Below are 25,064 nucleotides of genomic sequence, written 5' to 3'. Positions count from 1 at the left end.
TTCAGCTTTACATCCGGAAATGTTCGCCGAGGTACACACGGCGTACATCGTCGTTCTTCACAATTTGGTCTGGGCTGCCCGAGGCCAGCACACGGCCCGCGCTGATAATGTAGGCGCGATCGCAAATGCCCAGTGTTTCACGCACATTGTGATCGGTGATCAACACACCAATGCCCTTCGATTTCAGAAAGGCCACAATGCGTTGAATTTCCAGCACTGCGATTGGGTCGACGCCTGCGAAGGGCTCGTCTAGCAAAATAAAGCGGGGTTGGCTGCCCAGTGCGCGGGCAATTTCAAGACGGCGACGTTCGCCACCCGACAGGGATGCAGCCAGTGAGGTTCGAATGTGTGAAATTTGCAGGTCGTTGAGCAGGTCTTCGACTGCTTGGTCCACCGTTTTGTCTTTGGGTGGATTAATTTCAAGCACGGCGCGAATGTTTTCTTCCACGGTCAGCTTGCGAAACACCGATGCCTCTTGGGGAAGATAGGACAGTCCCGCCCGGGCGCGTTCGTGAATGGGTTGCAAGGTGATGTCATTGCCTTCCAGGCAAATATTGCCTTCATCGGCACTCACCAAACCCACAATCATGTAAAAGCAGGTGGTTTTACCAGCACCGTTGGGGCCTAGCAGGCCCACCACTTCACCGGTGTCCACATGCAAAGAAACATCTTCAATGACGCGTTTGCTGCGGTAGGCTTTGCGCAGGCTTAGTGCTTGAAGGCGACCTTGGCCTGTCAAGGTGTGTGCAGGGGTGTTGCTCACTTGCTCTCCCCTTTGGGTTTGATGACTGCCTGCACGCGAGAGGATCCGCTGCTGTTGGGTGAACCCACCACATTCAGGAATTCCGTGTTCTGTTCGTACGTAATTTTGCTGCCCGAAATGGACTCGGTCAGTTGGCCATTGGTGCTTTTCTGAATGCTCGCGGCGCCGGTCAGTGTCACAACCGATTTGTTGCCGTCGAATTCAATTGTGTTTCCTGTGCCGTTGATCAACAACACTTCATTGGGTTTCTCGGAATCGCGTTGCTGCTTGAAGCGGGCTGGTTTTCCTTCCACCGTGGCGAACTGGGTGCCGTCGCTGCGTTCGGTCAGCGTCAGTTTGTCGCCCCGAATTACGAGGCTTCCGCGCGTTAACAGCACATTGCCAGTGAATACATTCACATTGGACTTCTCGTTGTAAGTCATCTGGTTGGCATCAATGGTGGTGGGTTGCCGTTTGTCCGCCTCAAGCGCGTACACGCCAATTCCAAAAGCCAGGGTGGGCGCAGCCAGTGCAATAGAAATCCAGTTGGAGCGTTTCATCGTGTTGCCTCTAGGCGAAACTTGACAGACCCTTGGGCCGTCAATTCACCAGTGTCGTTGTTCAGCGTGGCACCCTGGGCCTCAAACCGCTGGCCTGGGCGGGTGACCAGCACATTCTTGTCGGTCGAAATTTCGTTGGTGATGTTGTCGATTCGAATTTCCTCCGATTTCATGGTGGTCAACAGCCCTTCGTTTTGACTGGTCACCACAACATTGTCGCGCAGGAAAATTTCGTCCGTGTCGAGCAGGTAAACGCCTTTCTGGGCATTGCCTTTCACCATGCCATTGCCGGTTTCAAATTGTTCAAGTTCGGGCTCGGTAATATTCCAGACATTGCCTTGAGGAATGTGTTCGGCCGCCGAGCTGCGAATGATGGAATATTTGTTCTCGCCCAAATCATGGCTTTGTACCGAGAAATTGCGCAGGTAATAGTCGCTGCTGGTGGGGTCGCTTTTTCCGCTCGCACTGAACAGGCTGAGTTCGGATTGAATTGCGAACCAATACGAGCTTGCTGCCAGCACAAATGTGAGCAGCAGCGGAATGAACTGCGAAATCAGATTGAAAAAAGCACTCACCGGTTTCACGATGCTTCCCACGGGTTTTGATAGCCAGCCTGATGGCTCAAAATAAAATCGCACAATTCGCGGGCGGCGCCATCGCCAGGCGGGCGCGTGTTGATCCAGTTGGCTGCATTCTTCATGGCAGCAGGGGAGTGTTGGGTGGTGGCCGCCAGGGCAACTTGTTGAAGCACGGGATAATCGGGCCAGTCGTCACCGAAAAAGCCGCACTCGCTCCAGTCCAGGCCCAGCAATTGGCGAATTTCATCGTAGGCCTGCAACTTGGTTTTACAGCCTTGAACCAGTTGGTAAATGCCAAGGTCTTTGGCGCGTTTTTCAACAATGGTGCTTGAGCGCGCGGTAATCCAGATCACCTTGATGCCGTGGTCCATCAGCAATCGAAGGCCTTGGCCATCGAACACGCTAAAGCGTTTCATGACCTCACCTTCATTGCCAAAGTACAGGCCACCATCGGTCAGGGTTCCATCCACATCAAAACCCATCAGTTTGATTTGCGCTGCGGCTTGGGCTGCGGTGGGTTGGCGCTCGGCAAATTGATCCATCACACCACCTTGGCTTCAAACAGGTCATGGAAATTCAGGGCGCCGACAATATGCCCTTGCTCGTCGGTGACCACCACTTGACTAATGTGACTGACTTCCATCATTCGAACAGCCTCCACGGCAAGCTTGTCGGGCGAAATGCATTTTGGCGCGCTGTTCATGACCTCGCTGACCAGCAAGCCCCGCAAATCAAGCCCTTGTTCGATCAGGCGACGCAAATCGCCGTCGGTAAAAACGCCCAACAATTTGTTGTTGCCACCCACAACCGCAGTCATGCCCAAGCCCTTTTTGGTAATTTCCAGAATGGCGTTGGAAATGCTGGCCGAGGGCGGTACTGTGGGGATTCGGTCGCCTTTGCGCATGACATCACTGACATGGGTCAGCAGTTTGCGCCCAAGGCTGCCGCCCGGGTGGGACAAGGCGAAGTCTTCTTCGCTGAAGCCCCTTGCTTTCAAAACCACCACCGCAAGGGCGTCGCCCAAGGCCAAAGCAGCTGTTGTGCTCGCTGTTGGGGCTAGGTTCAGGGGGCAGGCTTCTTTTTCAACGCCGCAATCCAGTACCAAATCGGCCTGGCGGGCCAGTGCAGAGTCGAGTTTGCCGGTCATGGCAACTATTTTTGCGCCCCGGCGTGCAATGGCCGGCAGCACAGCCACCAGTTCTTCGGTGTTGCCCGAATTGGACAGGGCAATCACCACGTCTTCTTGGGTGATCATGCCCAAGTCGCCATGGGAGGCTTCGGTGGCATGAACGAAAAAAGAGGGGGTGCCTGTACTGGCAAAGGTGGCTGCGATTTTTTTTGCAATCAGGCCCGACTTGCCCACGCCAATCAAAATGACCCGGCCCTTGCAGTTCAATATGGCCGTGGTGGCTTGGCTGAACTGGTCATTCAAGCGCTCGGACAATGCAGAAACTGCGTGGGCTTCAATGGCCAGCGCTTCTCTGGCCATGGCCAGAAAATCGTGCTTGTCATTATTTGACGGTGTTGTTGACATGGTGGACCCTGATAGACTTAAGCCACAAAGGTGCTTGAGGCTGTGCTCTTTTCAGGGCAGTATAGCAAAGCGCGTGCCAATTCTCTCCACTTCTTAAGCATTAAACGTGCCTAACGCTCTAGAGCTGTCTTTGATTCTCATGCTGGCCGCCGTGTTGGCGGTCTCGCTTTTCCGTCACTGGAAGCTGCCCGCCATGCTGGGCTACCTGTTCGCGGGCACGTTGATCGGCCCGTATTCCTTGGGTATCGTGCCCGACACACCCGAAACCCGGCACCTCGCCGAGTTTGGCGTTGTTTTTCTGATGTTTTCAATCGGTCTGGAATTCAGCCTGCCCAAATTGCATGCCATGCGCCGCGTGGTGTTTGGGTTGGGGTTCGCGCAAGTAGGGCTGACCATGCTGGGTGTGATGGGTCTGGGTTTGTTGGCAGGTTATTTCCTTAATGTGCCACTGGCGACCTCTTTTGTATTGGCGGGGGCGGCCGCCATGTCGTCGACTGCAATTGTCAGCAAATTGCTCTCGGAGCGACTTGAGCTGGATTCTCCCCATGGCCGACAAATCATGGGCATTCTGCTGTTTCAGGATTTGGCGGTGGTTCCTCTGCTCATCATTATTCCCGCGCTGGGGCAGGGAGCCGAGAACCTCACGGTCACCCTGAGCCTGGCGGTGGTGAAGGCCGCGCTGGTGTTGGGGCTGATGCTGGTGTTCGGCCAACGCATGATGAATTGGTGGATGACGTTTGTGGCCCGCAGCAAGTCACAGGAATTGTTTGTGCTGAATGTGCTGCTGATTACTTTGGGTTTGGCCTGGCTGACCGAGCTTGCCGAACTGTCGCTGGCACTTGGCGCATTTCTGGCAGGCATTCTGATTGCTGAAACCCAATACAAGCATCAGGTGGAAGAAGACATCAAGCCTTTCCGCGATGTGTTGCTTGGCCTGTTCTTCGTGACCACAGGCATGTTGCTGAACCCGCAAGTGGTGATGGAGAACTGGTATTGGGTTCTCTTGTTGGCGGTTTTTCCGGTGCTGGCCAAGCTGGTGTTGATTGCTGTGCTTGCCCGTATATTCGGCGCGAATACAGGCACAGCCATGCGAACCGGCATTTACCTTGCACAGGCGGGCGAGTTTGGCTTTGTGTTGCTGGCCAACACCGGCTCGGCAGGTTTTGGTTTGGTGCCCGATCCCTGGCTGCAAACCATCACGGCAAGCATGGTGCTTTCCATGTTGGCCGCGCCGTTCATGATTCAGCATGCCGATCGAATTGTGTTGCGATTTTCCAGCCAGGAGTGGTTGCAAAAGTCGCTTGAACTGCACCAAATTGCCCAGAAGAGTCTTTCCACGACCAAGCATGTACTCATTTGTGGCTTCGGGCGCAGTGGCCAACACCTTGCCCGATTGCTGGACCGTGAAGACCTCGACTATGTGGCCTTGGACCTGGACCCAGACCGTATTCGTGAGGCGACGGCCGCGGGTGATTCGGTGGTGTTTGGCGATGCAGCCAAGCGTGAAACACTGGTGGCTGCAGGTTTGCTGCGTGCCTCTTGTGTGGTGGTTACTTTTGCAGAATTCAAATCGGCCGAGAAGGTGTTGACCGCAGTCCGTGCCCTGGCGCCGAATGTGCCAGTGGTGGTTCGCACCTACGATGAAAGTGATTTGGAGAAACTGACCGCGGCAGGCGCCACCGAAGTGGTGCCCGAAATTCTCGAGGGCAGTTTGATGTTGGGTTCACAGGCCTTGATGTTGTTGGGTGTGCCGGTTTCCCGGGTGGTCAAGCAGATTCGGGCTATTCGCGAATCGCGCTATCAAATGTTTCGCGGTGTATTTCGTGGTGTAGATGATGAGGCAGACACGCCCGAGAACCAATGGATTCGCCTGCATTCTGTGTTCGTGGAGCCGGGTGCAAGTGGCGTGGGCAAAAGTTTGGCTGAATTGGGCATTCTCGACCTCGACATTGAAGTGAGTGCCATTCGCAGGCGCGGTATTCGCGGGGGAGATCCTTCCCCCGACACGCAACTGGAGTCGGGCGATATTTTGGTACTGAAGGGGCAGCCCGATTCATTAAGCCTGGCCGAGGCCATTATTCTCGGCCGCAAATCCATGGGGCGGTAGGCCTGCAATCAACGAATGATGTAAAGCGCAGCACAGTTTGAGCCTTGCGCTTCATCCCATTGGCCAGTCTCGGTGGTGCACAATTCTTCTTCGCCGCTCAGCACCTGCACCGCACCGCGAAGGGCGTTGCCATCGTCGAGTTTACGATCAATTTCTGCAAGCTGGGCAACAGGTACAGCTTCGCCAATCAGCAGGGCCATGGCGTTTGCTCTGGAGTTGGGGCCTTGCATGGTGTTGTTCAGCAAATATTGACCGCTGAATTGATTGTTCATGGTGCTGCCTGGGTTGCAGTTTCCATTTTCGTCACTGCCACCGGCAAAGTCGCCTTGGATGAAACCAGACAATTGAAGGTGTGTGAAAACCTGGCATGCCTCCTCGTTTTCAATCAAACCATTACCGTCGCCACCGCTGTTGGACAGACCCGCCGCACTTGCAGCGATAAAGTCGCCGGGCAAGGCAGAGTAGCGAGCCTGGAATGCAGACAAGGCGGTTTCAAGATTGGCGATGTCGGTGAGGGTGGCTTGCACGCGCGCACTGTTCAACAGCTCTCGCCCCTTCAGTACTCCGCCAGCCAGAATGGCCAGCACAGCCAGGGCAATCGCCAGTTCCAACAGAGAAAATCCGTGTTGGCCATTTTTACTTGTCTGTTTCAATTTAATTCTCCTGAATGTGTGGTGTGTCGAGCGCACCGCGTTTCATCCAAAGCCAGTTCAGGCGTTCAAATGAGAGCCAGACAGGGTTCGCTGCGGGTTGATCGGGATTGATGAAAAACTGTTGATACCGGTTTTGATTGATTGGGTCGCTAGATGGGTAGGCGAGCCACACGGTGCTCGCATTGAGCAAGGTGTGTGCGCCGCAGCCCGCGTTCAGGTTGTGTGGCAAAGCATGGCCTTGCACCACCTGGCAAAGGTGAATGGCTGGCAATGGCCCTGTGCCCACTGAGTAGCTGGCGGTGTAGGGCGCCATCACAATTTCAGTCAACTGTTGTGGGCTGAGTTGCGCAAAGGGCTGTGCCGACACCAGGGCGTTTTGTGCAGGCTCTCCTGCTTGTTCCAGCGTGGCCACTGCCATTTTCCAGTGGCCACCTAGCCCCCAGCTTGCCAGTGTTGCAATGGGTAGCCAGCCTTCCTTGTAGGTGCAGCTATCACCGCTGCGTGATTCAGCGCCATTGGCTTGCGCGGCTGGGCAGGGCAACCTGCCGGTGGCTAGCACAAAACCTTCGACTGATTCAAGTATGCGCTGTCGTGACTCCAGGTGAGCAAGCACCTTTTCTTTCTCTCGCTGACTGGCCAGAAGGTGCAGCACAGGCCCAAGAATAATTGCCATGAGCACAACAACCAGCGCGACCTCGATCAGCATGAAACCACGCGCATGAAAGGTAGGGAATTGTGGAGGGCGGATCATGGTGTGCTTGGTAATGTGAAGCTGAATTGATCAAGGCTGGGCAGGGTATTGTTTGGCCATGAAAAATGGCAGATACAGGCCGTGTTGTTCTGGCTGAGGGGGCACTGATTGCTTAGCGTTGGGCGACACGATTTGTTGATTGCAGCGATGGGTTCGAAGTGACTGACTGGCCAACCGCTTTTCAAACCAGCCGGGCCGGCGAACAGACACGCGGAATTGGCTGTGCTGGTGCAATCGGTTTGCATATTACTGCTTGCACAGTTGGGGTTGTTGTCTGCGCAAGAGGCCGGCGATGTCCATTGGCCTGAGTTGTTGCAATGGCAATTGCAACGCGTTTTGGTACAGCGGCATTGGCAAGCGGAATCAACCGGCTGGTAGGTATCAGTTTGGGTCCTCAGCACCATGTTTTCAGGCATGCCGGTGTTGATGCTGAATTGCGGATTAAGCTGTTGCCAGGCGCGCAGTGTGGCTTTGATTTGATGTGATTGTGTCTTTTTCATGTGCCTCTGAAGCTCGGTGACATGAATCAGAGCGTAGGGCGGCGAAATGTCGTATTGATGTTCTGCAATCGGCGTAATTGTTTTGGCAACCACGGCTGCAAGATTTGTTTTGATCAGGTTTTCTTCGGCAGGAATTCGAACTTGAATGGCTGGTTGTGAGTAGTCGACCCAACGCCCCCAACCCAAGGCATTGGGTTGAATCAATTGGCTTGAAACGGCGTATTGCCATTGCGAGTTGCTGGACAATTCCAGATCATTGACGCGTGCATCAATTCCGGCATTCAGGTAGTTGATTGCAATCTTGCTTTGAATGGGCAGGTAGCCCCATGCTTTGTTTAAACATGCCGTTTGCGCATGCTCCCCTGGCAACAGCGCAGGGCAGGGCAGGTGACCCAAATGGCTTTGACTGTGTAAGCCCTGATTGGCCGCGAAACCCAGCAAGCTTGCGCGGATTTGTTCGAGTGTCTGTGTTTCTCGCGCTTGTTGTTGAAGTAGCAGGTTTTGCTTGAAAGTTTCCATGTTGCGAAATTCAAGTGAAGCAAAACCAAACATGATGACCAGGATCAACAATGCGAGTAAGGAGTAGCCTTGGTGGTTGGTGCGCGCTTTCATGGCAGCCATTTGCCTTGGGCTGGATCAAATGTTTTTTGACCTTCACCGGTAATCATCCAACCCTGGATCTTGTGTTCAGGTGCCGCAGTGATTGGTGGCGTTTTTTTCACCTTAGGTGTGTTTGAAACTTGGCGAACAATCAACAGGTTTTGCTCTGGTCCATTGTAGTTTTTGGGCAGAGTCGCGTGGTCGCCCGAAGTATGGTTTCCGAAACACAGCAGGTAAAATGGTTGCTCAATCGAATTGGCTTTTGTCTCGATCAGGCATTGTCCAGAGCCTGGTTGGTTTGTTTGTATCCATTCACTCCAGCTCAGCCAAAGGTTGGCCTCTGTGTCGAACTTTTCTTCAACGTAAAGTGCTTTTGTTGGGGCTGGTTTCGATTGAATTCGCAGGTTTGTTTTCTGCTTGATCTTCTGTTCAAAATCCAGATGATTCAGCTGAATGAATGCGTACATTGCAGCGAGCAGCAAAAGAAGATCAATCAGAGGGCGAACCATGCGAAAGCGAACCATTTGCCGGGTGGTGCGATTGAATCTGCTCATTGGCGTATTGCCCCAATTGAACATTTGGCCTGCTTTGAATGGTTGAGTGTGCAAGCCCTGGGAACTCGTTTTCGATCGCGCGCCAAATCTGCGGTAGTCAGGATCTCGCCCTGTTCATTCCACGACATTTTCAGCGATACGAGGTTTGCGCGTTGACCCTGACCAAACTTGCGAATTTGTTCCAGCCAATCGACAAATGGAACCGCTTTGACATCGCGCGTGGCTGCACTCACTGAATTTTGAAATCGCTGCAAACTGATTTTCTCGTATTTGGCCTGCTGTTGTTGGGTGTGCCAATTCATCACGAGAACAGTACAGACTGTGCAGGCGAGCGCCGCCGCGCGAATGGCTTGGTAATTTCGGCCTGGCTTCATCCACAGGCCGAAGTAAAGAAGAAGCTTGCTTCGAAAATGACCCTTGCCTGTTTTGCTTGCATCAGTGAAACGTTTCAGCAGCTTCAACTCTTGCCGATCAAGCAACGCCATTGCAGTACCATGATTGAATTGCGATGGTTTTGGTGCAGCAATCACCCGAACGGTTTTTCCAATGCTGTTCAATTCAGCCAGCACCTGTTGATGAAAGGCGGTGGCTGTTGAGTCGACAATTCTGAGCGGGTCTTCTGCAATGCCCGCCCAGCGATTCTCTGACCAAAATTTACTGGTACTTGTCTGCTGAAAAACGTTGAGGTACACAGCTGTGTCCAGCAGGCTGAAACTGGAAAGTGCAACAGCGCTTCCGCTGAATTCTTCGTAGGGAAGTTTGAGTTCTTCTGTCCATTGCTGGTTTTTTTGACGGAACAGGAATACATGTTCCTGTTCAATTACCCACACGTCGGCATGCATCGGGATCAAGTTCATTGCAAACCCGTGAGGTTGTCGTAAAGCGGTGCAAGCGTGAATTGATAGGCCAGGGCTAGTGTCAGTGCTGCAATGGCCAATGCGATGGTTGGCAATGTGCTTTGCAAGCGTTGTTGTGTTTCTCGCGCCTGCATTTCATACACCTTGGCGGCCAGAAAAAAGCAGTAGGCCAGGTTGCCGGTTTGCTCGGCAAGTTGGCTTTGGCGCACCAGAAAGCCCGGGGCACCCGCGACACTCATGGACTGGCCAAGCGACATACCCTGCTTTAACTGCTGTTGAATGCGGTGCATCAAACTGTTGAGGGAAAGCAGGGTGCCCGTAGACAGTTGAAGCACGCCCAGCCATTTTGTTGAAGGCAGTGTACGGTGGCGCAAACAGTGCATCAGGTCCAGCCCGGCATGCAGTTCACAAGCAATCACGTGGTAAAAGTTCGAGGACAGCCAGGCATTGTGTGGCAGCAGCGCTTGCAGTTCCGGTTTGGCTTTGTGTTGTCGCATTCTGCAGTAACCGGCGAACAACAAGAGAAATACGCCAGCAATAAGCAAAGCATCAGACCATTTGATTGCGTTTCTTGATGACGCTGTGGTTTGAGTGAAATGTGGCGCGCTCACCTGGTGCAGCAGCACCCAGCATGCGACGGCCAGTGTCAATACCAGCAGCGGATAAACAAGGCTTTTGCCCAAGGCATCTTGCCCATCGCTGGTGATTTTCCAGCGGTCCAGTTGTGTTTGCAGTGCTGTGCCGAGATCGCCGCTGGCCTGTGCGCACACCAAAGCGATTTCCAGATGCATGGGTATTTTGGTAAACGAGGCGCGAAACGCGGTTTGAAGGCTTTGTCCCTCCTGCAAGAACCTGGAAGTTCGGGACAGGCCGAGGCGCAGCAGTTCTGCCTGCGAGTGCGCGTGTTGCAGTTCGCTGCTCAAAGCCAATGCATCAAGTGCTGGCATGCCTGACTGCAACAGTTCGGCCCACTGTCCCAGCCAGTTGCGCCAGGTGGATGGCTTGATTTTTTCGCCAAGAGGCTTAGATTTCATGCGCATGGATATTTTCCGGGGTTGGAAAAGGAAGGTAGTTCAAAGGCGATAGAAGGTGCGCAAGCTCGCCAATGGCTTTGCAGTCGAGCAGTTCCCTGCGGGGGATGTTTTTAAGATTAAGGGCTTCGGTCCACAATCGGCGCTGCCCGGTTTGATCGGCTGGTTTTAGCCTCAGGGTAACGATGCCGTTCAGGCAGTTCATTAAACTTCCAAAGCGCACATTCAGTTCGGTCAGTCGGCTGATTGCACCAAGGCAATCGGGTGCATGCACTGACGCAAAAACCCGGTGACCTGTAAGTGCGGCATTCAGGGTGAGTTCCGCTGTCTCTTCGTCCCTGATCTCACCCACAAGAATCGTGTCGGGGTCTTGACGCATGAGCGAACGCAAGCCCGAGGCAAAATTCATGTGCGGCAACCGCGAAAGGTCGGTTTGAACCGCATCGGGATTGATGATTTCCACTGGGTCTTCTAGCGTGGCGATTCGACCGGCCTGCGCACCCAGGCTCTTGAGCATGGCGTGCAGCGTGGTTGTTTTTCCGCTGCCGGTGGCGCCTGCAATCAGCGTTAATCCGTTCACCTCAGTAAGCAGTTGATGAATGTGCACCAATGCAGCAGGGCTTAAGCCCAAGCCATTCAGTGTCATGTGCCTGTGCCCATTCAGCAGCCGGATCACCATGTTTTCGCCATGCAGGCTGGGATGCGTGGCCAGTCGAAGGTCAATGTTGTTTCGCGTGAGCCGCGCGTCTTGAGGCCGGCGCGTTTCAGCAATATTCATTTTGCTTTCTGCCTTGAATGCCTGAATCAGTGACCTGCCGGTGTCGCTAGGGAGGTCTAGCGCATGGCCGAGAGAGCCGTTGATGCGCAAGCGCACGTGAAAATTAACGGGGGTTGGTGTGATGTGAATGTCGGAGGCATTCAATGCACCAGCATAAGCAATCGTGTTGTCGATGCTTTTAAAAGCGCTGTCTGGTTTGGGTTGCTGTGTCATTGCAGATTGGCCAGGATCAATGAACGCACTGTCAGCAGTGGAAGCGAGCAATCGTTGCGCTTGCATTGGGCTTCAGCCAGCGCAAGGTTGGCAAGCGCTTCCTTGAACTGTCCTTGTTTGCTTAGATGAATTGCCATGTTGTAAAACGGTTCAGGTGTTTCCGGGTAGCGTTCCATCAACAAGCCAAGCAGGGTGTTCAGGGCTTTCGTTTGATTGGCCTGGTACATGGTCAGGCTGGAAGCCAGCGCCTTGTCGAGTTCCCCGAGGGCTTTGTTGGCCTCGGCCTGTTGTGCCGTAGCACTCTCCAGCACAGTGGCCTTCAGCAGCACCACCAGTTCAATGTGGGTTTCTCCTTGTGTTTGGCTCTCGGCGATCAAGTCAATGGATTTGGGCACGCCCGGAATGCCACGCCTCAAACTGCTGTTTTCTTTTTGCCGAAGCCCGCCCAAAAGTGCCATTTCGCCGCTTTTCAAACGCAAGATGGATTCAAGTTCACGGGTTTGTACTTCAGGCACCCGGCTAATAATATTGAGTTGTTCCAGTGCGGGGTTTGGGTCTTGAACAAAACCGACGATGCGGCTGAGTGTGGGTCGAACCCGCAGTTGAATTGCATTGTTGTCCGCGATTTGCGGCGTCACCGTCATCAAGAAACCCACTGGTACGGTTTGAACCTGGGTGGTAAAAGTTGAAAAGGCCGGGCTGTTCTGAGTGGGCGCGCTGGTTTGAACATCGGTTGTGAAATACACCCGGTTGTCGATGACCTTCAGCACAGCGGCCTGTTGGTTCATGGTAACCACGCGCGGAGAGGACAGCACTTCCGTTTTTCCGAACTCCTCAAGCAGGCGCAGGGCGACACTGGTGTCAGTGCTGTTGGTGTTTCGAATCGCATTCAAGGTGAATGCGGGATTGCCCAAATTGAGTCCTTGTACTGCAAGGCCAGCCGTAATGCCATTTTGCCGAAGCACGTTCCAGTCAATTCCACGCTCGTAGCGGTCGTTCAACGATATTTCGGTAATCACGGCTTCAATCACAATTTGCCGGTCAACCCGACGTTGAACCTGTTCCAGCCACTGAGCCACCCTGCGGTGCTGGCTGGGTTTTGCAATCACCGACACAGTGCCGGATTCCGGATTGGCAATAACACGCCCGGAGCGCGTTTCCTTGCGCGTGGTCGTGATGTCTCGTTTCTCGGTGGACACCGCAGTGGAACTTCTCAAGTTGGGCTGCGTTCGGCGCGCCACGCCGTTTCTTGTACTGGCATAAGCGCGGTCTTCATCTTCATCAACCACCCGCTCCCGTGTTGAAAGTTCAATCGGTTTCACTTGCGTCTGAATGATCTGGTCGATTTGACTGGAGATGTCTTGCCACAAGTCGTGTTGCTGTGCATTGTTAAGAACAAGTTCAGAGCGGTTGCCTGTTTCTCGGCGATCGGTCAATTCGCGTGGGCCACCAGCGATTGCCGAACTCAGGCTTGAGGAGTCGTTCATTTGTCGGGCGATCGACAGGTAATCAAGGGTGTAGATGCGAAGCTGGTCGACTTCGCATCGCATGGACAGTTGTTTTCCTTCAAACTCAACGCTGGCCCCGGCCTGGAATTCCAGGCTTTCAATCACCTGTTGAAGCGGCATGTCCTTTCCCACCAGGCTGACTGGCGAAGCGCCGCAGCCATCCATTTCGTAGCCCAGTTGCAGTTCGCGCGAGATCAGTTCAAGCACCTGGCTGGCAGGAATGTTTTCAAGCCTGAATGTAAATGTCTGTTGATGTCTTTGCCAGGCGTTGCTGCGGTGTTGAATTTTGTCAGCCCAGAAAACCGCGCTTAATTCAAGTGAGTGCCCAACTTCGGGGTTGGAGATTGAGGTGCCGTGTTGCGGTGGTGTGGCCATGCAGGCCGACAGGGCCATGGCCAGGCAGATTAAAAAGACGCGCAATCGGATCACGGGAAGCATTCTCAGGGGTGAAGTGGTGCAAATCATAATTCGCTGAAACCATTTCCACGCTTCAAGGTCATGCCTTGTGAGTGAGCCTGTCACCATATGGATGGTGAGTGCCTGTCCTTCGGGGTACAATACCTCCCAAACTTGTATTCGTTTATTAAGGAGCCCCAATGGGCTTTGTTGCACAGTTAAAAAACGTGGACTTCGGTTATGGCGATCGACTGATTCTCGAGAACATTTCCCTGGACATTCCAAAGGGCAAAGTGGTTTCGGTCATGGGCGGGTCCGGTTCAGGGAAAACCACACTGCTGCGTTTGATGTGTGGTCAGTACCCGGTCAATCGCGGAGAAGTGGAGGTGCTTGGCCAAAACGTGGTCACTGCAAGCACCCAACAGCTTTATGCCTTTCGCAAGAAAATTGGTGTTCTCTTTCAGTTTGGTGCTCTTTTTACCGATTTGAATGTGTTCGAGAATGTGGCTTTTCCGCTGCGCGAACACACCAATTTGTCCGAGGCAGCCATTCGTGATTTGGTGTTGCTGAAGTTGCATGCCGTGGGGCTTCGAGGTGCGAGCAATCTTTTTCCGTCCGAAATATCGGGTGGCATGAGCAGGCGAGTGGCTTTGGCCCGGGCCATCGCGCTTGATCCAGAACTGATTTTCTATGATGAGCCTTTTGCCGGGCTTGATCCCATTTCGCTGGGTATTACCGCCAATTTGATTCGCACCCTGAACGATGCCCTTGGGGCCACCTCTGTGGTGGTGACTCACGACATACACGAGTCTTTCGCAATCAGCGACCATGTCATCGTGATTGCAAACGGAAAGGTGCTGGCCCAAGGTTCTCCCGCGGAAGTGGAGGCCAATCAGGATCCGTACGTTCAGCAGTTCATCCAAGGTTTGCCGGAGGGGCCCGTGAAGTTCCATTACCCCGCCCGCAATTTGCAGGAGGACTTTGCATGAACCCGGCTATCTTGGTTTCCCGTCTGGGTGCTGGCGTAATTGCCACCATTGCCGGGCTAGGCGTTTTTGCGCGGTTTGTGGCCACCTTGTGCGTGTTGCTTCCCAAGGCGCTGCTGCGTCCGCGCCTGATCATCGATCAGATCCATTTCATCGGCAACTACTCCCTGGTCATCATCGTGGTTTCCGGACTTTTTGTGGGTTTCGTGCTGGGCTTGCAAGGTTATTACACCTTGAACCGATACGGTGCTGAGCAGGCTTTGGGTTTGTTGGTGGCTTTGTCATTGGTGCGCGAATTGGGCCCGGTGGTGTCGGCCCTGCTGTTCGCGGGTCGGGCCGGTACCTCGCTGACCGCCGAAATTGGTTTGATGAAGGCAGGTGAGCAGCTGACCGCCATGGAAATGATGGCGGTAGACCCCAAGGCGCGCATTGTTTCACCGCGCTGGATAGCGGGCTTGATCTCCTTGCCGTTGCTGGCGGGTTTGTTCAGTGCCGTGGGTATTTTTGGTGGTTATGTGGTGGGCGTGTTGCTGATTGGCGTGGATGCGGGTGCATTTTGGTCCCAAATGCAGGCTGGCGTAGATGTGCGCGACGACATTCTCAATGGCGTGATTAAAAGTGTGGTGTTCGGCGTGGCTGTCAGTTCAATTGCCCTGTTTCAGGGCTACGCATGTCAGCCCACCCCCGAGGGCGTTTCCAGAGCCACCACGCGGACAGTTGTTATTTCTTCCCTGACAATTTTGGGTCTCGATTTTGTGCTTACAGCACTCATGTTCAGTATTTAATGGATTGAAGGTATGAAAAAGAACACGGCAGTGGATTTTTGGGTGGGTCTGTTTGTGCTGATTGGTGCACTGGCCCTCGTGTTTCTGGCCTTGAAGGCCGGTAATTTGAGTTCTTTCACCACTGGTGACCAATATCGGGTAATCGCGGAATTTGACAACATTGGTGGGTTAAAGCCGCGCGCACCGGTTAAAAGTGCAGGGGTTACGGTGGGCCGCGTGGCCAACATCAATCTTGATCCGGTTACATTTCGTGCGGTAGTCGCCCTGGATTTGGAGGAAGGGTTCGAGTTTCCCAAGGACTCTTCAGCTAGAATTCTTACCTCGGGCCTGCTGGGTGAACAATACGTGGGTATTGAGGTGGGTGGTGACCTTGAAAATTTGGCAGGCGGAGAAAAGTTTGCTCGCACGCAATCCGCTGTGGTGCTTGAAAACTTGATAAGCCAGTTTTTGTTCAGCAAAGCCAGCGAAGGCAACTCTGAAAAGTGATGAAGGGGATTTGAAGTGCTAGTGTCCATTCGAAAAGTGATCTTGCTGCTCAGCGTGCTTGGCTTGTCCACGGCATGCACCAGCATGCGCGCCCCTTCTGAAGCCGACCCGCTGGAAGGATTCAACCGCTCCGTTGACGGGTTCAATCAGGCTGTAGACAAAGCCGTGGTCAAACCCGTTGCTCAAGGTTATGACCGGGTTACTCCACCGGAAGTTAAAATGGTGGTCAGGAATTTTTTCTCCAATCTCGACGATGTTCGGGTAGCGGTGAACAATCTGTTGCAGGGTAAGCCCAAAGATGCGGGCAGCGATATCACGCGTTTTGCATTGAACACCACAATTGGTATCGTGGGTTTCGCCGATGTGGCCACCGAGCTTGGTTTCCAGAAGAACGATGAAGACTTTGGTCAAACTCTGGGGGTTTGGGGCGTGGGCCAAGGGCCTTATCTGATCTTGCCCTTTTTGGGCCCCAGCACCTTGCGAGACGGCTCGGCTCGGTTTGTTAGTGCGTCACTTGATCCGCTTTACCACTACGACAATGTAAGGGCTCGCAATAGCTTGGTGTTGCTGAGCGCGGTCAGCGCACGTGCGCGCCTGTTGCCAGCAACCGACCTGGTCGAGCGCGTGGCGCTGGATCAATACGCTTTTGTCCGTGACGCTTATTTGAAGCGCCGTGCCAGCCTGGTACGAGACGGAGCGCCAGATCCCGCTGATCAGGGTTATGAGGATTTTGAGGAAGAGTCGCGCAGCGAGGTTCCCCAGCACTTTCCGCCCTTCAAGGCCGCCTTGGTGCAGCTTGAACCAGCCAGCACACCTTGGAATGTGCAGCCCGATGCAAACCTGCCTGTCGATTTGCAGCAAAGTGAACGGGCCAAGTCTGGTCTTGGCTTGTTGAACTGATTGGCGTCAGTGTGGTCAACCACCCGGTAGGTATTGCGTTTTTATACGAATGATGAACGTTTTGGAAAAATCATGAACAGTGCAGTAAACAAGGTATTTCAATGGGTTGCTGCGGCAACACTGGGTTTTGGCTTGGCGGTGCAGCCAGCATTGGCCCAAGATGTGCCCGCCAACGAGTTTGTTGAAAAATTCAGCACGCAGGTGCTGGCTGAAATCAAGGCCCGCAAGCAGGAACTCATTTCGGATCCCAAGAAGCTTGATGCGCTGATTGATGAAAAGGTCATGCCGAACGTCAACTTTCGGAAAATGACTCAGCTGGTGGTGGGCCGCCCGTGGCGCGAGGCCACGCCTGAGCAGCGTGAGCAAATTACCAAGGAGTTCCGTACCCTTTTGGTGAAAACCTATTCGGGTGCCTTGTCTCAGGTGGGTGATCAAACCTTGCAGGTTGATCGTTTGCGTGCCCGCCCTGAGGACACGGATGTGATTGTGAACAGCCGCGTTATTCAGAAAGGTGCTCCGCCCGTAGACCTGGCCTATCGCGTTGAGAAGAAAGACGGCAAATGGCTGATTTACGACTTGAGCGTGTTGGGTCTGTGGTTGGTGGATTCTTACAAAGCCCAGTTCGGTCCAGTCTTGGCCAATTCCGGTGTGGATGGTTTGATCCAGACGTTGAAAACCCTGAACGCCAAGGGCTGACATGAAGATCTCGGCTGATCAGATTACCGTTCGCAACGGAGATGAAGTGATTGCCGAGGTTGCCAAGGCATTCTCGCAGGGCGATCATGTCATCGACTTTTCAGCCGTCAAACATGTGGACTCAACCGCCTTGGCCGTTATTCTGGCGGCCAAGCGAGTGCTTAAATCAGACAAAACCCTTGAACTCCAACATCCTCCCGCGCAGCTGGACAGTTTGATCGCTGCCTACGGAGTACAATCTCTCTTCTCATAAAAACCTGTAGCACCCTTGCTGGGTGCGAGAAGTCATGTCTTTTGCACTAGAGCTAAGCTCAGTATCCAAGTTTTTTGGCGAGTTCCGTTCCTTGAACAATGTGTCGCTCACAGTTCAGGAAGGGGAGTTTTTTGCCTTGCTCGGCCCCAACGGTGCTGGCAAAACCACCCTGATCAACATCATTGCCGGTTTAAGCCGCGCCAGCGCCGGAACGGCCAAGGTGATGGGTTTTGATGTGGTGGATCAGTTTCGCGATGCCCGCCGAAGCATCGGCATTGTGCCTCAAGAATTGGTGTTTGACCCCTTCTTCTCGGTGCGGGAAACGCTGCGTTTTCAGTCAGGCTACTTCGGCTTGAAGAACAACGACGACTGGATTGATGAGCTTTTGAACTCGCTCAGCCTCATGGACAAGGCCAACAGCAATATGCGCACCTTGTCGGGCGGCATGAAGCGAAGGGTTATGGTGGCCCAGGCTTTGGTTCACAAGCCCCCGGTAATTGTGCTGGACGAGCCCACGGCAGGTGTAGACGTAGAGCTTCGACAAACCCTCTGGAAATTCATTGCTGACCTGAATCAGAAGGGCCACACCATTTTGCTGACCACCCACTATCTGGAAGAGGCTGAAACGCTGTGCAATCGCATCGCCATGCTGAAAAAAGGCGAGGTGCTCACCGTGGACACCACCCCCAATTTGTTGAAGAAGCATGCCAGCCAAACATTGAACCTGCAGCTCAACGGTGTGTTGCCAGTCAGTTTGGCGGCCCGCGTGTTGAAAGCCAATGTGACCGACGGGCGCTACACCCTGGCATTGAACGGACCAGCTGAAATTGAACAAATTCTGGCCCAGTGCCGAATCGAACATCTTGATGTATTGGAGTGCAGTATAGAAAAGCCCGATCTTGAAGAGGTATTTGTTCAACTGATGAGCGGGGGTTCCAAATGACTGGTTGGCAAACCCTGTTCAAGAAAGAAATTCTGCGTTTCTGGAAAGTCAGTTTTCAAACCGTGCTGGCCCCTGTGATCACGGCATTGCTGTATCTCATGATCTTCTCTCATGTGCTGGATGGCAAGGTAGAGCCGTATCCCGGCGTTAGCTACGCCGCCTTTCTGGTGCCTGGTTTGGTGATGATGTCGGTGTTGCAAAACGCATTTGCCAATTCCTCGTCCAGCCTGATTCAATCCAAAATTACCGGCAATCTGGTATTTGTGCTGTTGCCGCCTTTGTCCCATTTCGAGTTTTTCTCGGCCTATGTGCTGGCCTCCATGGCCCGCGGCATTGCAGTGGGTCTCGGCGTGTTGTTGGTTACTGTGGCCTTTGTGGGGTTGCATGTGTACAACCCGGTGTGGATTCTCGTGCATGCCTTGGTGGGCTCGGCCTTGCTGGGTACCATGGGTGTAATTGCAGGCATTTGGGCTGAAAAGTTCGACCAGCTGGCGGCGTTTCAAAACTTCATCATTATGCCGGCCACCTTTTTGTCGGGTGTGTTCTACTCCATTCACTCCTTGCCGGCTGTGTGGCAAACCGTGTCGCACTTCAATCCCTTTTTCTACCTCATCGACGGTTTTCGTTACGGCTTTTTTGGCGTGAGCGACGTAAGCCCTTGGTTTAGCCTGGCCGTTGGCCTGTCTGCCTGGGTTGTTTTGACCGTGATTGCGATGCGCATGGTGACCTCTGGTTACAAATTGAGGGGATAATAGTGCTGTTGAATCAAAAGGATAGGAAAAATCATGTTGTTGCCTGAAACCGTTCGCGGCTATATTGCGCAGGGCTTGGAATGTGAGCACCTCACTGTGTCTGGTGACGGTCAGCATTTTGAGGCGGTCATCGTGGCCAGTGCGTTTGAAGGACTGCGCGCCATTCAACGCCATCAAAAAGTGTATGCAGTACTGGGTGACAGAATGCGTGCCGAGATTCACGCGCTGTCGATGAAAACATTGACGCCCGCAGAGTGGGCTCAACAACAAGCGTAAAAGGACTGCCCTTCGATGGATTCATTTTTGGTTCGTGGCGGAAAGCCGCTTCACGGAGAAGTGTCAATTTCTGGCGCAAAGAATGCGGCTTTGCCCATTCTGTGTGCCAGTTTGTTGACCGCCGAGCCGGTCACCATTACCAATGTGCCGCGCCTGCGCGACATCAACACCTGTCTGCGCTTGCTGGGCTCCATGGGCGTTCAGTGTTTTTGGCACGGCGAGAACCAGTTGGCCTTGCGTGCCGAAGAAATTTCCGAACCCATCGCCAGCTACGATCTGGTGAAAACCATGCGTGCCAGTATTCTGGTGCTCGGCCCCTTGGTGGCCCGCTTTGGTGAAGCCAGCGTAAGTTTGCCCGGCGGTTGCGCCATCGGCCAACGCCCGGTCGACCAGCACATCAAAGGCCTGCAGGCCATGGGTGCAGAAATTACAATCGAGAAAGGTTACATTCACGCCAAAGCGAAGCGCTTGAAAGGCGCACGCATTGTGACTGACATGGTCACGGTGACCGGTACCGAGAACCTGATGATGGCGGCCGCTTTGGCTGAAGGCACCACCATTATTGAGAACGCAGCCCGTGAACCCGAAGTGGTCGACCTGGCTAAAATGCTCGTAAAAATGGGTGCAAAAATTGAAGGCATTGGCACCGACACCATTACCGTGCATGGCGTAGAAAAGCTGAATGGCTGCGAATATCAAGTGATGCCCGATCGCATTGAGGCGGGTACTTTCCTGTGCGCCGTGGCCGCGTGTGGTGGCAACATCACCCTGAACAACACCGATGCCGACAGCATGGACGCGACCATTGAAAAGTTGCGTACAGCGGGTGTGAAAATCGAGGTGGATGGCACAAAAATTCACGCCAGCATGAACACACGCCCCAAGGCCGTGGGTGCGCGCACTGCCCCTTTCCCCGGCTTTGCCACCGACATGCAGGCCCAGTTAATGGCCGTGAATTGTGTGGCCGAGGGTACAGCGGTGGTGAATGAAACTATTTTCGAGAACCGCTTCATGCACGTTCAGGAAATGGTGCGCTTGGGTGCCAACATTGAAATCGAAGGCCACACGGCGATTATCAAGGGCGTTGAACGCCTGGACGGCGCCACTGTAATGGCGACCGACCTGCGCGCCTCTGCTGGTCTGGTGATTGCAGGGCTTGCGGCCAGTGATGAAACGCGGATAGACCGCATTTATCACCTGGACCGTGGGTATGACAAAATGGAAGAGAAGCTGCGCAAACTGGGCGCAGATGTGAGGCGAGTCGCAGAATGATTACATTGGCCCTGTCCAAGGGACGCATTTTTGAAGAAACACTGCCCTTGCTGGAAAAAGCGGGCATTGTGCCGTCTGAAGATCCTGAGAAATCGCGCAAGCTGATTATTGGTACCAACCGTGCCGATGTACAAATCATCATTGTGCGCGCTACGGATGTACCCACCTATGTTCAGCACGGTGCGGCCGATCTGGGTGTGGCTGGAAAGGACGTGTTGATCGAGCATTCTGGTGCCGGCCTGTACCAACCACTGGATTTGAACATTGCCAAGTGCCGCCTGTGTGTGGCTGCTCCCGAGGGCTTTGATTACGCCAGTGCCGTAAAGCAGGGTGCCCGTTTGCGCATTGCCACCAAGTACGTGAACAGTGCGCGCGAGCACTTCGCCAATCGCGGTGTGCATGTGGATTTGATCAAGTTGTACGGTTCCATGGAACTGGCACCGCTGGTGGGCCTGGCCGACGCCATTGTCGATTTGGTCAGCACCGGTTCAACGTTGCGTGCCAACAAACTGGTCGAGGTTGAGGAAATTTGCGAAATCTCCTCCCGTTTGGTGGTGAACCAGGCGGCATTGAAAATGAAGTACGAGGCTTTGCAGCCAATTCTGGACGTGTTCACCCAAGCAGTTGCGGGTAACAATGTAGTTGCGTGAAATTTAAAAGGTAGTAAAAAATGTCTTCCCAAATTCGTCGATTGTCTACAGAAGATGCCAACTTTGCCGAGCAGTTTCGTGCATTGCTCGCCTATGAAGAACAACGCGATCCCCATGTGGAAGGCGCAGTGGCCGACATCATTCATGCAGTGCGCAAGCGTGGTGATGAAGCCCTGCTTGAATTCACCGAAAAGTTTGATCGTGTAAAGGCTGAAAGCGCCGCCGAGCTTGAAATTGGGCAAGACGAACTGAAGCATGCTTTCGATACGCTCGTTTCTGCCCAGCGCGAGGCTTTGAAAGTGGCTGCCCTGCGGGTGCGTGCCTTTCACGAGCGCCAGGTTGCAGAAAGCTGGGAATTCACTGAGTCGGATGGCACCCGGTTGGGCCAGCGTGTAACACCCCTGGACCGTGCGGGCCTGTATGTGCCCGGTGGCAAAGCGGCGTATCCGTCTTCAGTGCTCATGAATGCAGTGCCTGCCAAAGTGGCGGGCGTGAAAGAAGTGATCATGGTGGTGCCCACGCCCAGTGGCGTGAAAAACCAAATGGTGTTGGCAGCAGCCCACCTGGCAGGCGTAGACCGTGTGTTCACCATTGGTGGGGCGCAAGCTGTGGCCGCATTGGCTTATGGCACTCAAACAGTGCCGCGCGTGGACAAAATTGTGGGCCCTGGCAATGCCTATGTGGCTGAAGCGAAGCGCCGCGTGTTTGGCGCGGTGGGCATTGACATGATTGCAGGCCCCTCTGAAATTCTGGTGATTTGCGATGGCAGCACGAATGCCGACTGGATCGCCATGGACTTGTTCAGCCAGGCTGAGCACGATGAAATGGCGCAATCCATTTTGTTGAGTCCCAGCAAAGAATTCCTGGACAATGTGCAGGCCAGCATCAAGCGCCTGATGGACACCATGCCCCGCGCCACCGTCATTGCCACGTCGCTTAAAAATCGCGGTGCCCTGATTCAGGTACGCGACATGGACGAAGCCTGCGAGCTGAGCAACCAGATTGCACCTGAACACCTGGAGTTGAGTGTGCAAAACCCTGATGCCTGGGTTGGAAAATTGCGCCACGCGGGTGCCATTTTCATGGGCCCTTACAGCAGCGAGTCGCTGGGCGATTACTGTGCAGGCCCCAACCACGTGCTGCCCACAGCCGGCACTGCGCGCTTCAGTTCACCTTTGGGTGTGTACGATTTCCAGAAACGCAGCAGCATTATTTTTGCCAGCCGCGAGGGCGCCAGCACATTGGGCGAGGTCGCCGCTGAATTGGCTTATGGCGAAGGTTTGCCAGCACACGCCCGTTCAGCCGAGTACCGCGTCGGCCCAAAATTTAAAAAGGCAGACTGAGTACGCCATGAGCCTTCTTCAAAAAACCATTCGTGCCGATGTGCAGGCCACGCAAGCCTACGTGGTCGCCCCGTCTGCCGGCATGTTGAAACTGGATGCCATGGAAAATCCGCAAGGCATGCCTGCAGACTTGCTGGATGAACTTGCGCAGCAGTTAAAAACTGCCGAGTTAAACCGTTACCCCGCACCCAAAGCGCTGGAACTCGAAGCAGCCTTGCGCGCCTGCACTGCCATTCCCAAAGCGGCACATGTGCTGTTTGGCAATGGCTCAGACGAGTTGATCGACCTCATTATTCGCGCTTGCTGCATGCCCGGCGATGCGGTGTTGTCGCCAGTACCCACCTTTGTGATGTATGCGGTGTACAGCCAATGGAGCCACGCACGTTTTGTGGGTATCGACCTGAATGCTGATTTCAGCCTCAACATGCCTGCCATGTTGAAAGCCATTGCCACCAACCAGCCCAAAGTGGTGTTCTTGGCCTACCCCAACAACCCCACAGGTGTGGCGCTGCGCGAAGCTGAAATTGTGCAAATCATTGAAGCCACGCCAGGCTTGGTGGTGGTGGATGAAGCCTACGAGGCTTTTGCCGATGCATCGTTCATGGCCCGGGTGCTTGAGTTTCCAAATGTGTTGGTGCTGCGCACTTTCTCCAAGCTGGGCCTGGCCGGTGCCCGATTGGGCTACGCCGTGGCCAGCCCTGCCTGGGTTGAGCAAATCGACAAAGTGCGACCGCCTTACAACGTGAATGTGCTGACACGCATTGCCGTGCAGTTTGCGCTGGAACATTTCGACGCGTTTGAAGTACAGGCCAAGCTGCTGCGCGATCAGCGCGATGTGCTGACTGAAGCATTGAAAAACCTGAAAACACCCAATGGCGACGTTGAAGTGTTTGATTCTTACGCCAATTTTGTGCTTTTCCGCGTCCCGAATGCGCTTGAAGTCTTTGACGCCCTGAAAAACAAGGGTATCTTGGTGAAGTACGTGGGCAAGGCCCACCCCTTGTTGCAAAACTGCTTGCGCGTTACCGTGAGCACAGCGCAAGAGAATCAGCAGTTTTTGGTGGCTGTGCAACAATCCATCGACGAAGTGGCCGCCAAGGCCGCATAACTTTTTAGACAATCATGAGAACCGCAGAAGTTACCCGCAATACCCTGGAAACCCAGATCACCGTGAAAATCAATCTGGACGGCACAGGCGAACGTCACCTTGACACCGGTGTGCCGTTTTTGGACCACATGCTGGAACAAATTTCGCGCCACGGACTGTTCGACCTTCACATTGTGGCCAAGGGTGACCTGCACATCGACGCCCACCACACCGTTGAAGACACAGGCATTACGCTGGGCATGGCATTCACCAAAGCCTTGGGCGACAAGAAGGGGATTGTGCGTTACGGTCACAGCTATGTGCCGCTGGACGAAGCCTTGTCGCGCGTGGTGATCGACCTTTCCGGTCGCCCCGGTTTGCACCAGGACATTCCCTTCACGCGTGCCAGCATTGGTGCGTTTGATGTCGACTTGGTGTTCGAGTTTTTCCAGGGCTTCGTCAACCACGCCTTGTGCACCTTGCACATCGACAACCTGAAGGGCGTGAATTCCCACCACCAGTGTGAAACCGTGTTCAAGGCTTTTGGTCGTGCGCTGCGCATGGCGGTGGCCATTGACGAACGTCAACAGGGTGCCATTCCCAGTACCAAAGGTGCTTTGTGAGTCTAGTTGCCGTTGTTGATTACGGCATGGGCAACCTGCGTTCGGTGGCCCAGGCCTTGCAGCATGTAAAGCTTGAAAATCAGGAAATCCAGATCACCGATGACCCCACCGTAATCGACAGGGCCAGTCGCGTTGTGTTGCCAGGTCAGGGTGCCATGCCCGATTGCATGAAAGCGCTTCGGGAATCGGGTTTGATGGAAGCCGTGTACCGTGCCGCTGAATCAAAACCGATGTTCGGCGTGTGCGTTGGCGAGCAAATGATGATGGAACGCAGCGCTGAAGGGCCCGCCGAATGCCTTTCCCTGTTCCCGGGCGATGTGGTGAAGTTCGACGCCCGCTTGACCGTGGAGTGCGGCCTGAAGGTGCCCCACATGGGCTGGAACCAGGTCAATCAGCGCACAAAACACCCCATGTGGTCGGGCATTGAAAATGGCGCATGGTTCTATTTTGTGCACAGTTACCACGTCAACCCAGTGAATCCAGAACACGTTGCGGGCGAAACAGACTACGGCGTGCGCTTTACCTGTGCCATTGCACGGGATAACATCTTTGCAACACAGTTTCATCCTGAAAAAAGTGCGGAAGACGGCCTAAGGCTGTATTCCAACTTTTTAAGATGGAACCCCTGAGTTTTTACAGATTAATTTTTT

General features: G+C 54.0%; 29 protein-coding genes. 16 read left to right on the top strand and 13 right to left on the bottom strand.

Going from position 1 to position 25,064, the window contains the following annotated elements; genetic code table 11:
- Positions 1–7 precede the first annotated feature (7 nt).
- Genes lptB through FCS97_RS00855 form a run of 5 tightly spaced genes read right to left on the bottom strand, consistent with a single transcriptional unit; the run spans position 8 to position 3,414 of the window.
- Positions 8–763, bottom strand: coding sequence for an LPS export ABC transporter ATP-binding protein (gene lptB, locus FCS97_RS00875; protein ID WP_138515751.1), 756 nt, complete (start codon positions 761–763; stop codon positions 8–10).
- Positions 760–1,302 (bottom strand): lipopolysaccharide transport periplasmic protein LptA, encoded by a 543-nt coding sequence (lptA, locus tag FCS97_RS00870; protein WP_138515749.1) that lies wholly within the window; start codon positions 1,300–1,302, stop codon positions 760–762. Before lptA ends, lptB begins: the two co-directional genes overlap by 4 nt.
- Positions 1,299–1,886, bottom strand: coding sequence for an LPS export ABC transporter periplasmic protein LptC (gene lptC, locus FCS97_RS00865; protein WP_171035113.1), 588 nt, complete (start codon positions 1,884–1,886; stop codon positions 1,299–1,301). Before lptC ends, lptA begins: the two co-directional genes overlap by 4 nt.
- Positions 1,883–2,422, bottom strand: coding sequence for a KdsC family phosphatase (locus tag FCS97_RS00860; RefSeq protein WP_138515745.1), 540 nt, complete (start codon positions 2,420–2,422; stop codon positions 1,883–1,885). The genes lptC and FCS97_RS00860 overlap by 4 nt, the downstream gene beginning before the upstream one ends.
- Positions 2,422–3,414 (bottom strand): KpsF/GutQ family sugar-phosphate isomerase, encoded by a 993-nt coding sequence (locus tag FCS97_RS00855; protein ID WP_138515743.1) that lies wholly within the window; start codon positions 3,412–3,414, stop codon positions 2,422–2,424. The genes FCS97_RS00860 and FCS97_RS00855 overlap by 1 nt, the downstream gene beginning before the upstream one ends.
- 106 nt (positions 3,415–3,520) lie before the next feature.
- On the opposite strand from FCS97_RS00855, the gene FCS97_RS00850 reads away from it, so the two are divergent.
- Positions 3,521–5,521, top strand: coding sequence for a monovalent cation:proton antiporter family protein (locus FCS97_RS00850; protein WP_138515741.1), 2,001 nt, complete (start codon positions 3,521–3,523; stop codon positions 5,519–5,521).
- An 8-nt stretch (positions 5,522–5,529) separates the two neighbouring features.
- Here FCS97_RS00850 and FCS97_RS00845 read toward each other — a convergent pair whose 3' ends face one another.
- From FCS97_RS00845 to FCS97_RS00810, 8 genes are read right to left on the bottom strand one after another with little or no spacing between them, the layout of a single operon-like run.
- The gene (locus tag FCS97_RS00845; protein WP_171035112.1) at positions 5,530–6,174 is read right to left on the bottom strand and encodes a prepilin-type N-terminal cleavage/methylation domain-containing protein; all 645 of its coding nucleotides are present in this window, start codon (positions 6,172–6,174) and stop codon (positions 5,530–5,532) included.
- Between the two features lies 1 nt (position 6,175).
- A complete protein-coding gene (locus FCS97_RS00840; protein ID WP_138515737.1) occupies positions 6,176–6,925 on the bottom strand; it encodes a type II secretion system protein in 750 nt (249 codons plus the stop codon).
- Positions 6,922–8,037, bottom strand: coding sequence for a hypothetical protein (locus FCS97_RS00835; RefSeq protein ID WP_212746420.1), 1,116 nt, complete (start codon positions 8,035–8,037; stop codon positions 6,922–6,924). The genes FCS97_RS00840 and FCS97_RS00835 overlap by 4 nt, the downstream gene beginning before the upstream one ends.
- The gene (locus FCS97_RS00830) at positions 8,034–8,579 is read right to left on the bottom strand and encodes a hypothetical protein (protein ID WP_138515734.1); all 546 of its coding nucleotides are present in this window, start codon (positions 8,577–8,579) and stop codon (positions 8,034–8,036) included. Before FCS97_RS00830 ends, FCS97_RS00835 begins: the two co-directional genes overlap by 4 nt.
- Positions 8,576–9,436 carry a hypothetical protein gene (locus FCS97_RS00825; RefSeq protein WP_138515731.1) on the bottom strand — a complete coding sequence of 287 codons (861 nt, stop codon included), beginning with the start codon at positions 9,434–9,436 and terminating at the stop codon, positions 8,576–8,578. The genes FCS97_RS00830 and FCS97_RS00825 overlap by 4 nt, the downstream gene beginning before the upstream one ends.
- Positions 9,433–10,476 carry a type II secretion system F family protein gene (locus tag FCS97_RS00820; RefSeq protein WP_138515729.1) on the bottom strand — a complete coding sequence of 348 codons (1,044 nt, stop codon included), beginning with the start codon at positions 10,474–10,476 and terminating at the stop codon, positions 9,433–9,435. Before FCS97_RS00820 ends, FCS97_RS00825 begins: the two co-directional genes overlap by 4 nt.
- Positions 10,460–11,458, bottom strand: a complete 999-nt coding sequence (locus FCS97_RS00815) for a GspE/PulE family protein (RefSeq protein WP_171035111.1) — start codon at positions 11,456–11,458, stop codon at positions 10,460–10,462. The genes FCS97_RS00820 and FCS97_RS00815 overlap by 17 nt, the downstream gene beginning before the upstream one ends.
- Entirely contained in the window at positions 11,455–13,395 is a 1,941-nt protein-coding gene (locus tag FCS97_RS00810) for a type II secretion system protein GspD (protein ID WP_171035110.1), read from the bottom strand. The genes FCS97_RS00815 and FCS97_RS00810 overlap by 4 nt, the downstream gene beginning before the upstream one ends.
- A 167-nt stretch (positions 13,396–13,562) precedes the next feature.
- Between FCS97_RS00810 and FCS97_RS00805 the strand changes: the two genes are divergently transcribed.
- From FCS97_RS00805 to hisH, 15 genes are all read left to right on the top strand, one after another.
- Positions 13,563–14,351, top strand: a complete 789-nt coding sequence (locus FCS97_RS00805; RefSeq protein WP_138515723.1) for an ABC transporter ATP-binding protein — start codon at positions 13,563–13,565, stop codon at positions 14,349–14,351.
- Complete coding sequence (mlaE, locus tag FCS97_RS00800; protein ID WP_138515721.1) at positions 14,348–15,133, top strand: lipid asymmetry maintenance ABC transporter permease subunit MlaE; 786 nt, start codon at positions 14,348–14,350, stop codon at positions 15,131–15,133. Before FCS97_RS00805 ends, mlaE begins: the two co-directional genes overlap by 4 nt.
- Before the next feature lie 12 nt (positions 15,134–15,145).
- Complete coding sequence (mlaD, locus tag FCS97_RS00795) at positions 15,146–15,619, top strand: outer membrane lipid asymmetry maintenance protein MlaD (protein ID WP_138515719.1); 474 nt, start codon at positions 15,146–15,148, stop codon at positions 15,617–15,619.
- A 15-nt stretch (positions 15,620–15,634) separates the two neighbouring features.
- A complete protein-coding gene (locus FCS97_RS00790; RefSeq protein ID WP_246065675.1) occupies positions 15,635–16,519 on the top strand; it encodes an MlaA family lipoprotein in 885 nt (294 codons plus the stop codon).
- 72 nt (positions 16,520–16,591) lie between these two features.
- Positions 16,592–17,215 (top strand): MlaC/ttg2D family ABC transporter substrate-binding protein, encoded by a 624-nt coding sequence (locus FCS97_RS00785; protein WP_138515717.1) that lies wholly within the window; start codon positions 16,592–16,594, stop codon positions 17,213–17,215.
- 1 nt (position 17,216) lies between these two features.
- A complete protein-coding gene (locus FCS97_RS00780; RefSeq protein WP_138515715.1) occupies positions 17,217–17,468 on the top strand; it encodes an STAS domain-containing protein in 252 nt (83 codons plus the stop codon).
- Positions 17,469–17,502: 34 nt separating this feature from the next.
- On the top strand, positions 17,503–18,411 hold the full coding sequence (locus tag FCS97_RS00775) for an ABC transporter ATP-binding protein (RefSeq protein ID WP_138515713.1): 909 nt from the start codon (positions 17,503–17,505) through the stop codon (positions 18,409–18,411).
- Positions 18,408–19,163 (top strand): ABC transporter permease, encoded by a 756-nt coding sequence (locus FCS97_RS00770; RefSeq protein ID WP_138515711.1) that lies wholly within the window; start codon positions 18,408–18,410, stop codon positions 19,161–19,163. Before FCS97_RS00775 ends, FCS97_RS00770 begins: the two co-directional genes overlap by 4 nt.
- A 33-nt stretch (positions 19,164–19,196) precedes the next feature.
- Positions 19,197–19,439 (top strand): BolA family protein, encoded by a 243-nt coding sequence (locus tag FCS97_RS00765; protein ID WP_008247876.1) that lies wholly within the window; start codon positions 19,197–19,199, stop codon positions 19,437–19,439.
- A gap of 15 nt (positions 19,440–19,454) precedes the next feature.
- Positions 19,455–20,711: a UDP-N-acetylglucosamine 1-carboxyvinyltransferase gene (gene murA, locus FCS97_RS00760; protein ID WP_138515709.1), complete on the top strand. Its 1,257-nt coding sequence runs from the start codon at positions 19,455–19,457 to the stop codon at positions 20,709–20,711.
- Entirely contained in the window at positions 20,708–21,361 is a 654-nt protein-coding gene (gene hisG, locus FCS97_RS00755; RefSeq protein WP_138515707.1) for an ATP phosphoribosyltransferase, read from the top strand. The genes murA and hisG overlap by 4 nt, the downstream gene beginning before the upstream one ends.
- A 20-nt stretch (positions 21,362–21,381) precedes the next feature.
- Complete coding sequence (gene hisD, locus FCS97_RS00750) at positions 21,382–22,704, top strand: histidinol dehydrogenase (RefSeq protein ID WP_138515706.1); 1,323 nt, start codon at positions 21,382–21,384, stop codon at positions 22,702–22,704.
- A gap of 7 nt (positions 22,705–22,711) precedes the next feature.
- Positions 22,712–23,812: a histidinol-phosphate transaminase gene (hisC, locus tag FCS97_RS00745; protein ID WP_138515704.1), complete on the top strand. Its 1,101-nt coding sequence runs from the start codon at positions 22,712–22,714 to the stop codon at positions 23,810–23,812.
- Between the two features lie 14 nt (positions 23,813–23,826).
- Complete coding sequence (gene hisB, locus FCS97_RS00740) at positions 23,827–24,414, top strand: imidazoleglycerol-phosphate dehydratase HisB (protein WP_171035109.1); 588 nt, start codon at positions 23,827–23,829, stop codon at positions 24,412–24,414.
- Positions 24,411–25,043, top strand: a complete 633-nt coding sequence (gene hisH, locus FCS97_RS00735) for an imidazole glycerol phosphate synthase subunit HisH (RefSeq protein WP_281283824.1) — start codon at positions 24,411–24,413, stop codon at positions 25,041–25,043. Before hisB ends, hisH begins: the two co-directional genes overlap by 4 nt.
- Positions 25,044–25,064: the final 21 nt, after the last annotated feature.

Source organism: Limnobacter alexandrii (assembly GCF_005871185.1).
Classification (GTDB): Bacteria; Pseudomonadota; Gammaproteobacteria; order Burkholderiales; family Burkholderiaceae_B; genus Limnobacter; species Limnobacter alexandrii.
This window is presented reverse-complemented; position numbering and strand designations above follow the sequence as displayed.

What these genes read in the sequence shown, in the direction of transcription:
- hisC (WP_138515704.1), top strand. Translation starts at nt 22,712, where the DNA reads ATGAGCCTTCTTCAAAAAACCATTCGTGCCGATGTGCAGGCCACGCAA.
- FCS97_RS00840 (WP_138515737.1), bottom strand. Translation starts at nt 6,925, where the DNA reads ATGATCCGCCCTCCACAATTCCCTACCTTTCATGCGCGTGGTTTCATG.
- mlaE (WP_138515721.1), top strand. Translation starts at nt 14,348, where the DNA reads ATGAACCCGGCTATCTTGGTTTCCCGTCTGGGTGCTGGCGTAATTGCC.
- FCS97_RS00825 (WP_138515731.1), bottom strand. Translation starts at nt 9,436, where the DNA reads ATGAACTTGATCCCGATGCATGCCGACGTGTGGGTAATTGAACAGGAA.
- lptA (WP_138515749.1), bottom strand. Translation starts at nt 1,302, where the DNA reads ATGAAACGCTCCAACTGGATTTCTATTGCACTGGCTGCGCCCACCCTG.
- FCS97_RS00765 (WP_008247876.1), top strand. Translation starts at nt 19,197, where the DNA reads ATGTTGTTGCCTGAAACCGTTCGCGGCTATATTGCGCAGGGCTTGGAA.
- FCS97_RS00835 (WP_212746420.1), bottom strand. Translation starts at nt 8,037, where the DNA reads ATGAAAGCGCGCACCAACCACCAAGGCTACTCCTTACTCGCATTGTTG.
- FCS97_RS00785 (WP_138515717.1), top strand. Translation starts at nt 16,592, where the DNA reads ATGAACAGTGCAGTAAACAAGGTATTTCAATGGGTTGCTGCGGCAACA.
- FCS97_RS00770 (WP_138515711.1), top strand. Translation starts at nt 18,408, where the DNA reads ATGACTGGTTGGCAAACCCTGTTCAAGAAAGAAATTCTGCGTTTCTGG.
- hisG (WP_138515707.1), top strand. Translation starts at nt 20,708, where the DNA reads ATGATTACATTGGCCCTGTCCAAGGGACGCATTTTTGAAGAAACACTG.
- FCS97_RS00815 (WP_171035111.1), bottom strand. Translation starts at nt 11,458, where the DNA reads ATGACACAGCAACCCAAACCAGACAGCGCTTTTAAAAGCATCGACAAC.
- mlaD (WP_138515719.1), top strand. Translation starts at nt 15,146, where the DNA reads ATGAAAAAGAACACGGCAGTGGATTTTTGGGTGGGTCTGTTTGTGCTG.
- hisB (WP_171035109.1), top strand. Translation starts at nt 23,827, where the DNA reads ATGAGAACCGCAGAAGTTACCCGCAATACCCTGGAAACCCAGATCACC.
- FCS97_RS00805 (WP_138515723.1), top strand. Translation starts at nt 13,563, where the DNA reads ATGGGCTTTGTTGCACAGTTAAAAAACGTGGACTTCGGTTATGGCGAT.
- FCS97_RS00820 (WP_138515729.1), bottom strand. Translation starts at nt 10,476, where the DNA reads ATGCGCATGAAATCTAAGCCTCTTGGCGAAAAAATCAAGCCATCCACC.
- FCS97_RS00830 (WP_138515734.1), bottom strand. Translation starts at nt 8,579, where the DNA reads ATGAGCAGATTCAATCGCACCACCCGGCAAATGGTTCGCTTTCGCATG.
- FCS97_RS00860 (WP_138515745.1), bottom strand. Translation starts at nt 2,422, where the DNA reads ATGGATCAATTTGCCGAGCGCCAACCCACCGCAGCCCAAGCCGCAGCG.
- FCS97_RS00775 (WP_138515713.1), top strand. Translation starts at nt 17,503, where the DNA reads ATGTCTTTTGCACTAGAGCTAAGCTCAGTATCCAAGTTTTTTGGCGAG.
- FCS97_RS00780 (WP_138515715.1), top strand. Translation starts at nt 17,217, where the DNA reads ATGAAGATCTCGGCTGATCAGATTACCGTTCGCAACGGAGATGAAGTG.
- murA (WP_138515709.1), top strand. Translation starts at nt 19,455, where the DNA reads ATGGATTCATTTTTGGTTCGTGGCGGAAAGCCGCTTCACGGAGAAGTG.
- hisD (WP_138515706.1), top strand. Translation starts at nt 21,382, where the DNA reads ATGTCTTCCCAAATTCGTCGATTGTCTACAGAAGATGCCAACTTTGCC.
- FCS97_RS00855 (WP_138515743.1), bottom strand. Translation starts at nt 3,414, where the DNA reads ATGTCAACAACACCGTCAAATAATGACAAGCACGATTTTCTGGCCATG.